The following is an 8,185-nucleotide window of genomic DNA, read 5'->3' as shown; positions in this document are numbered from 1 at the left end:
GTATAAGTTTTGGCACCTTCGGGCAAGTTGTCTAGCTCCAGCGCCTACGGGCTCGGATCACTTCAGGCCTTTTCGGAAGCCAAAAAGCGGCTTCTGCCAAAGTCCTTCCAGTGACTTTCGCCCGTGACCAAGGCGCTTGCGCTTTTCTTATTTTTGAGCGTAGTTTTTTATTTTAAAGCTGAAGTTGTGTTAAAATACGAGAGAAGTAATTAAGGAGTGTACTTGATTGTTTACAGGTCCTGTTTTCTTTATGTTAATATTATTAGGAATTGGGATTATTGCAAAAAACCAATCCCTTATAGTTGCTGTAAGCATACTACTTATATTGAAGTGGGTTGGCATAGGGGAAAAACTATTTCCTTATATACAACAAAAGGGAATAAATATTGGGGTTACCATCATTACAATCGGAGTTCTTGTTCCAATTATTACGGGAGAGATTGGGTTTAGGGAATTGCAAGGTGCATTGAAATCCTCTTATGCATGGATTGCTTTAGTATCAGGTATATTAGTGGCAGTCATTGCAGCCAATGGAATTGATTTGTTAAAAACAGACCCACATATAACAGTTGCACTTGTTTTCGGAACAATTCTTGCTGTTTCTCTGTTTAATGGGATTGCTGTCGGCCCTTTAATCGGTGCAGGGATTGCATATTTCATGATTAAAATAAGCGAGTTTCTCGGATCTTTAATTTGAAGAATAACTTGTGAAAACTAATTTTCTAATAAGTTAAAATAATGAAACAAGTCTAAATGTTTCATTGGTTTCGAAAAAATTAAAGTACACAAAAATGTGAAAAATGGTATAATGATATGTAGTTGAAAGTGCATTACATATCCTTAGCTGTTGCCTTTAACACTACCGTGAGTTTGGTAAACGCTTACGATTGCATCTGTGGGGTGATGATTGTGCAAAAGGGAACACGTTTCGAAGAAAATATTTTAGTAAAGTTTCTTTCATTGGGTTATTTCTTTATTTTTATACTAAGAGATTTATGTTTTAGTAAAAATAGTATAATTTTTATAGGAATTTAAGCTGCGTTGGGGGTAAACAAAAAGAATCCCCTTCAATTTTTTTGGTAAAGGAGAGGTAGGTATGAGTACGACAAAAGGTTTAGAAGGTGTTGTTGCAACGACATCAAGCGTAAGCTCAATCATCGATGGTGTTTTAACTTATCATGGCTATAATATTGACGATTTAGCGGAGCATGCAAGCTTTGAAGAGGTAATATACTTACTTTGGAATCATCGACTTCCTAATAAGGAGGAACTCACAACTTTTAAGAAGGAGTTGTCAGAAGTTTCAGCAGTTCCAAAAGAAATACTTGATCAAATGAAGTCTTATCCGATTGATAAGGTACACCCGATGGCCGCGCTTAGAACTGCCGTTTCCCAACTTGCTTTATTCGATGAGGATGCAGACGAAATGGGAGAGGAAGCAAATGGGCAAAAAGCGTTAAAGTTGCAAGCACAATTACCAACCATTGTGACAGCGTTCTCAAGAATTCGCCAAGGAAAAGATCCTGTTGCACCAAGAACAGACCTGGGTTATGCTGCGAATTTCTTATATATGCTTAATGGAGAAGAACCAGATGAAATATCTGTGGAAGCCTTGGATAAAGCGCTAGTTCTTCATGCCGACCACGAATTAAATGCCTCCACGTTTACAGCACGTGTATGTGTTGCCACATTATCTGATATGTATTCTGGTATAGTAGCAGCGATTGGTGCATTGAAAGGGCCTTTACATGGGGGAGCAAACGAGCGTGTGATGAAAATGCTCTCTGAGATAGGTGATATGGAAAAAGTGGAACCATATATTAAGGACGCTTTAAGCCGGAAAGTTAAAATCATGGGATTCGGACACCGTGTATATAAAAATGGAGACCCACGAGCAAAGCACTTAAGGGAAATGTCCCGACAGCTTACAAGTATCACCGGGGAGCCAAAATGGTACGATATGAGTGTTAAAATCGATGAAATCGTTACAAATGAAAAAGGCTTGTTGCCAAATGTGGATTTTTATTCTGCATCTGTTTATCATAGTCTAGGTATTGAACATGATTTGTTCACACCAATCTTTGCTGTCAGTCGCGTATCTGGATGGATTGCACATATACTTGAACAATATGAAAATAACCGTCTCATTCGTCCGCGGGCTGAATATACAGGTCCTGATCGTCAAGCTTGGGTTCCATTAGAAAATAGATAATAAGTTAGAAATAGGGAGGGGTTAACTTACTCCCTTTCCTATTGTATCTACATATATTATTAATTTTAGATTATTTGAGGAGGTTTTTACAACATGGCAGGAGAAAAAATTACGGTATCAAATGGAGAGTTAAACGTTCCAAACCAACCGATTATTCCGTTTATTGAGGGAGATGGGATTGGACCAGACATTTGGAAAGCAGCTTCCCGAGTAATGGAGGCGGCTGTAGAAAAAGCTTATAACGGTGAAAAATCAATCGTTTGGAAAGAAGTACTTGCTGGTGAAAAAGCATATAATCAAACAGGAGAATGGCTTCCAGCAGAAACTCTTGATACGATTCGAGAATATATTATTGGAATCAAGGGCCCTCTTACAACTCCCATTGGTGGTGGAATACGATCTTTAAACGTTGCCCTCCGTCAGGAACTTGATTTATATACTTGTCTCCGTCCAGTACGTTGGTTTGAAGGTGTTCCTTCCCCAGTAAAACGTCCACAGGATACAGATATGGTTATTTTCCGTGAAAACTCAGAAGATATTTATGCTGGAATCGAATATCAAAAGGGTTCTGATGAAGTGAAAAAATTAATTGACTTCCTTCAAAATGAAATGGGTGCAACAAAAATCCGTTTCCCTGAAACGTCAGGTATTGGTATAAAGCCAGTTTCTGAAGAAGGGACACATCGTCTCGTTCGTGCTGCAATAGAGTATGCACTTGAACATGGCCGCAAGAGTTTAACTCTAGTTCATAAAGGTAATATTATGAAGTTTACTGAAGGAGCATTTAAGAATTGGGGTTACGAATTAGCTGAGAAGGAATACGGAGATAAAGTATTTACATGGGCTGAGTATGATAAAATTGTAGAAAAAAAGGGTCGGGATGCTGCAAATGAAGCGCAGTCTAAAGCAGAAGCAGAAGGGAAAATAATTGTTAAAGATTCAATTGCAGACATTTTCTTACAGCAAATTCTTACTAGACCAAAAGAATTTGATGTTGTAGCAACAATGAACTTAAACGGAGACTATATATCCGACGCATTAGCTGCTCAAGTGGGGGGAATCGGTATCGCTCCAGGAGCAAATATTAACTACGATACAGGACATGCCATTTTTGAAGCTACTCATGGAACAGCACCTAAATATGCTGGTCTAGATAAAGTAAATCCATCTTCTGTTCTACTTTCAGGTGTACTAATGCTACGCCATTTAGGATGGGTAGAAGCAGCTGATCTTGTTGAAAATTCAATGGATAAAACGATAGGAAGTAAAGTGGTCACATATGATTTTGCCCGTTTAATGGAAGGCGCCACTGAAGTAAAATGTTCAGAATTTGCAAATGAGCTTATCAAAAATCTCTAGTCATAATAAAGATTACTATTAATCGAAATATGGGAAGGAGAAATGAATGATGGCCATTAAAAGAAAGAAAATTACTGTTGTAGGTGGAGGATTTACTGGTACGACGACAGCATTGATGGCAGCCCAGAAAGAATTAGGTGATGTTGTTTTAGTGGATATTCCTAAAATGGAAAACCCAACAAAGGGGAAAGCACTTGATATGATGGAAGCTAGTCCAGTTCAAGGCTTTGATTCCAACATCGTTGGTACATCAGATTACAAAGAAACAGCAGGTTCTGATATTGTCGTTATTACAGCAGGTCTTCCTAGAAAGCCTGGAATGAGCAGAGATGACTTAGTTAGTACAAACGCCAATATTATGAAACAAGTAACACAAGAGATTGTAAAGTACTCACCTGATTGTTATATTATTGTGTTAACTAACCCTGTAGATGCAATGACTTATACCGTTTTTAAAGAGTCAGGATTCCCTAAAAATCGTGTAATAGGCCAGTCTGGTGTATTAGATACAGCACGTTTCCGTACTTTTGTGGCCCAGGAATTAAACGTTTCTGTGGAAGATGTATCCGGTTTTGTATTGGGAGGTCATGGAGATGACATGGTGCCAATGCTCCGATATTCTTATGCAGGTGGAATTCCAGTTGAAAAGCTTATCCCAAAAGATCGACTAGATGCCATTGTTGAACGAACAAGAAAAGGTGGGGGGGAAATCGTAAACCTCTTAGGAACTGGTAGCGCATATTATGCTCCTGCTGCATCGATTGTTCAAATGGCTGAAGCTATATTAAAGGACAAAAAGCGAATTCTACCGTCTATTGCCTATCTTGAAGGGGAATATGGATGTGAGGATCTTTATCTTGGTGTACCCACAATTATAGGTGGAGATGGAATAGAAAAAGTAATTGAACTTGAGCTGAATGATGAAGAAAAAGCTTCACTTCAAAAGTCAGTAGAATCTGTTCAAAACGTAATGAAACTCTTGGTATAATAACAAAAAAATAGTAAAATAAGAGAAATCCGGTTAATGAACCGGATTTTCTTTACAACTTTATGAAAACGCTTACGATTGGAGGAAGATAGTTTGTTTACAAAAAAGCGGAAAATTGGTCGAACGATAGACGGATTAAAAGTGGGAGATAAGATTGAGCTGACTAAAGAGGTGGAAGATAAAGACATATTACTCTACCTTGGTTTTACTGACGATGCGAATCCAGTTTATATTCAACATGATTATGCTTCCCGAACACCATACGAAAAACCAATTGTTCCGCAAATTATGCTTAATGGGTTCGTCTCTTCCGTCATTTCCATGTATTTGCCAGGTCCAGGGAGTTCTATTAAAAAAATTTCACTGTCTTATCCAAAACCGCTCTATCATTATGGAACACTACACTTAAAAATGGAGATTTCAGGGATTGATGAAAAGGAACATTCTGTTTTTTTAAAGGTATATGGAAAAGATGAATTAGATGACGAGGTGTTATACGGAGAAGTGGAAGTTTGTCCCCCGTACCCATGGAAACCAATTACGTATGATGAAGGTACATTTGAAAACTTTTAGCGCCCTTTATCGATTATAAGCGAAAAGGGAACTGGGATTATTATTTTAGGTACAAAAAAACTATTCCTTATGTAGATTTATTGAAATGAATTCATTCTCTTAAACAAGACTATTCTGTTGGATAGTCTTGTTTCTTATGAAAGGAAGTAAAATTATATTTTTCTTGAAGATAAAATGTAGTAAGATAGAAGGAAAATAGACACTAACATACTTAGGGGATAAATCTAATACCATTTTGACATACTGGGGGTCAAAGGGGAACAGGAGGAGACAAATGTCACAACATGTCTTAATCGTAGATGACGAAGAATCGATTGTAACATTATTACAATTTAATCTTGAAAAAGAAGGCTTTAAAGTTACAACTGCAATGGATGGAAAGGATGCTCTCCAAAAGGGGTTAAACCACCCATTTGACCTAATTATTCTAGATCTAATGCTTCCTGAAATGGATGGTTTAGAAGTCTGTAAACAATTAAGACAAAATAAGATTACAACTCCAATCTTTATGTTAACTGCCAAAGATGATGAGTTTGATAAAGTTTTAGGCCTTGAATTAGGAGCAGATGACTATTTAACTAAACCATTTAGTCCGCGGGAAGTGGTCGCCAGGATCCGTGCTATATTGAGAAGGACACAAACTACAGATACTCCAAGTGTAACAACAACTGAGGATGTGAAAATCACCATTGGGGATGTGGAGATTTACCCCGATAATTATGAGGTGTATTTAAAAGGAATCCCATTAGAATTGACGCCAAAGGAATTTGAATTGCTATTGTATCTTGCAAATCATAAAGGAAGGGCGTTGACTAGAGATCAATTATTAAATGCCGTATGGAATTATGAATTTGTAGGTGATACTAGAATCGTTGATGTCCATGTAAGTCATTTGCGTGAAAAAATTGAGCCAAATACAAAGAAACCTGTTTATATTAAAACAATTAGAGGATTAGGTTATAAGTTGGAGGCCCCTGCAAATCATGTATAGTTACCGAACAAGATTGATTTTTCCCCTCGCACTCATCATATTATTAGTATTATCTAGTTTAGGGGCCATTTTAGGCCCTTTATTTAAGGAATTTTATTTTGAAAGAATGAATGATAGGGTTGCGAAAGAAACGGCAGCAGTAGCCTTATTTCTTGATAGTGTAGATATATCTGATACGGAAACTGTTCAATGGAAAATTCAAGAGGTTGCTGAACGATTGAATATTCGGATAACTGTTGTGGGTCTTGAGGGGGATGTCATTGCAGAAACCCATGCAGATCCCAAAACAATGGAAAATCATCTTTATCGACCTGAGATTATGGATGCAATGGAAATTGGATCAGGACAAGAGATCCGGTTTAGTAACACAGTGAATGCCGAGTTGCTTTATTATGCAATCCCTTATATTAAAGATGGCGAAACATTGGGTTTTTTAAGATTAGGTATGCCCATTGAAGAACTTAACAATGTCTACCAAAATATTTGGATAATAATCTTTGTGGGATTTTTCTTAGCTTTTATAATCATCGTTGTATTTGCCACTAAATTGACTAATCAATTAATCCTGCCAATTGAAGATGCAAGAAAGGTTGCAAACGAGTTAGCTAAGGGCAATTTTTCAGCCAGGACGTATGAAGGGAACGATACGGAAACAGGACAGTTAAATCAGTCTTTAAATGTACTGGCAGAAAATTTAGACCGAATAACTCAGACATATGAAGTACAAAAGGAACGGTTAGAAACATTAATTGAGAATATGGGCAGTGGTTTAATTTTGATAAACTCTAAAGGGGATATCACTTTAGTAAATCGCTCTTGTAAAGATATTTTTCAAGAGGATACTGAGGATTGGTTAAATAAATTATATTATCAAGTAATTAAACATAAAGAAGTAATTAAATTGATTCAAGAAATTTTATTAACTGAAATGAGAAAACGTCGTCATTTAACATTGCCGATTAAGATTGAAATTCGTCATTTCGATGTTCATGGAGCGCCAATCATAGGGAATGATCACCAATTAAAAGGGATTGTACTTGTATTTCATGATATAACTGAGTTGAAGAAGTTAGAGCAAACTAGGAAGGATTTCGTTGCAAATGTTTCCCATGAATTAAAAACTCCAGTCACTTCTCTTAAAGGTTTCACAGAAACTCTTCTAGCAGGTGCGATGGATGATGAAGAACTTAGAAAAAGATTCTTAACAATTATTGCAAAGGAATCAGAAAGGCTGGAAGGTCTGATACATGATTTGCTTGAATTATCAAAAATTGAAGGGGAGCAGTTCCAACTTCAATGGCAAACGGCGAATCTTGGGGAAATAGTTGATGAAGTGTTAATGATGCTTGAAGAAAAAGCAGAGTTAAAAAAAGTTTCCCTTAAAATGAAAGTTACAGGTGATGTGGAAATAGAAGGGGATCCCCATCGCTTGAAACAGGTTATTATTAATTTGGTGAATAATGGTATTATGTATACTCCAAGCGGCGGAGAAGTAACTGTCCGTTTAAGGGAACAGGCCGAAACTATTGTTTTGGAGATACAAGATACTGGAATTGGAATTAGTAAAAAAGAAATCCCTAGGTTATTTGAAAGGTTTTATCGTGTAGATCGAGCAAGAAGTAGAAACTCTGGCGGGACAGGATTAGGCTTGGCTATTGTAAAACATCTGGCTGAAGCACATAAAGCTAAGATGACTGTAGAAAGTGAAGTTGGAAAAGGGACAACTTTTAGATTAGTGTTTTCTAAAAAAAGAATGGAAGAAAAAGATCAGATGGAATAAACACAAAATTTTTCTTTACACAATCTTTACACAGACTTCACAAGGAATTAACTACTAACCACTATAATCAGGATGTAAACTAATCACATGTAAAGAAACTAAAGTCAGTAGTTCAACATGTAAGGTTTAGCTTTACATCCCCTTTTTTGGAACAAAGGCCCTGTACCTTTGTTCTATTTTTTTTCGTCAAATGCCCGGTTTTGGCATTTGACGAAAAAAAAATCATAGAAGTCCTTGAAAGCAAATGCCCGGTTTTGGCATTTGACGAAAAAAAAATCATAG

Annotated in this window: 7 protein-coding genes; all 7 read left to right on the top strand. The window is 36.9% G+C overall.

The annotated features are described in order from the left end of the window. Positions 1–226 precede the first annotated feature (226 nt). The 7 genes from KS419_RS02625 (at position 227) to pnpS (ending at position 7,903) form a co-directional block, all read left to right on the top strand. Positions 227–697, top strand: a complete 471-nt coding sequence (locus KS419_RS02625) for a DUF441 domain-containing protein (RefSeq protein ID WP_380087287.1) — start codon at positions 227–229, stop codon at positions 695–697. Positions 698–1,096: 399 nt separating this feature from the next. Then, entirely contained in the window at positions 1,097–2,212 is a 1,116-nt protein-coding gene (citZ, locus tag KS419_RS02620; RefSeq protein ID WP_217064531.1) for a citrate synthase, read from the top strand. A 93-nt stretch (positions 2,213–2,305) separates the two neighbouring features. Then, positions 2,306–3,571, top strand: a complete 1,266-nt coding sequence (icd, locus tag KS419_RS02615) for an NADP-dependent isocitrate dehydrogenase (protein ID WP_217064530.1) — start codon at positions 2,306–2,308, stop codon at positions 3,569–3,571. A gap of 49 nt (positions 3,572–3,620) precedes the next feature. Continuing rightward, positions 3,621–4,559 carry a malate dehydrogenase gene (mdh, locus tag KS419_RS02610; RefSeq protein ID WP_217064529.1) on the top strand — a complete coding sequence of 313 codons (939 nt, stop codon included), beginning with the start codon at positions 3,621–3,623 and terminating at the stop codon, positions 4,557–4,559. A gap of 93 nt (positions 4,560–4,652) precedes the next feature. After that, positions 4,653–5,132, top strand: a complete 480-nt coding sequence (locus tag KS419_RS02605) for a hotdog family protein (RefSeq protein WP_217064528.1) — start codon at positions 4,653–4,655, stop codon at positions 5,130–5,132. Positions 5,133–5,406: 274 nt separating this feature from the next. After that, complete coding sequence (locus KS419_RS02600) at positions 5,407–6,123, top strand: response regulator transcription factor (protein ID WP_217064527.1); 717 nt, start codon at positions 5,407–5,409, stop codon at positions 6,121–6,123. Continuing rightward, positions 6,116–7,903: a two-component system histidine kinase PnpS gene (pnpS, locus tag KS419_RS02595; protein ID WP_217064526.1), complete on the top strand. Its 1,788-nt coding sequence runs from the start codon at positions 6,116–6,118 to the stop codon at positions 7,901–7,903. The genes KS419_RS02600 and pnpS overlap by 8 nt, the downstream gene beginning before the upstream one ends. Positions 7,904–8,185: the final 282 nt, after the last annotated feature.

The organism is Evansella tamaricis (assembly GCF_019042215.1).
Taxonomy (GTDB): Bacteria; Bacillota; Bacilli; order Bacillales; family Salisediminibacteriaceae; genus Evansella; species Evansella tamaricis.
Note: the sequence above shows the minus strand (reverse complement) of the source record. Positions and strands in the feature narration are given on the sequence as shown.

What these genes read in the sequence shown, in the direction of transcription:
- citZ (WP_217064531.1), top strand. Translation starts at nt 1,097, where the DNA reads ATGAGTACGACAAAAGGTTTAGAAGGTGTTGTTGCAACGACATCAAGC.
- icd (WP_217064530.1), top strand. Translation starts at nt 2,306, where the DNA reads ATGGCAGGAGAAAAAATTACGGTATCAAATGGAGAGTTAAACGTTCCA.
- mdh (WP_217064529.1), top strand. Translation starts at nt 3,621, where the DNA reads ATGGCCATTAAAAGAAAGAAAATTACTGTTGTAGGTGGAGGATTTACT.
- KS419_RS02600 (WP_217064527.1), top strand. Translation starts at nt 5,407, where the DNA reads ATGTCACAACATGTCTTAATCGTAGATGACGAAGAATCGATTGTAACA.
- pnpS (WP_217064526.1), top strand. Translation starts at nt 6,116, where the DNA reads ATGTATAGTTACCGAACAAGATTGATTTTTCCCCTCGCACTCATCATA.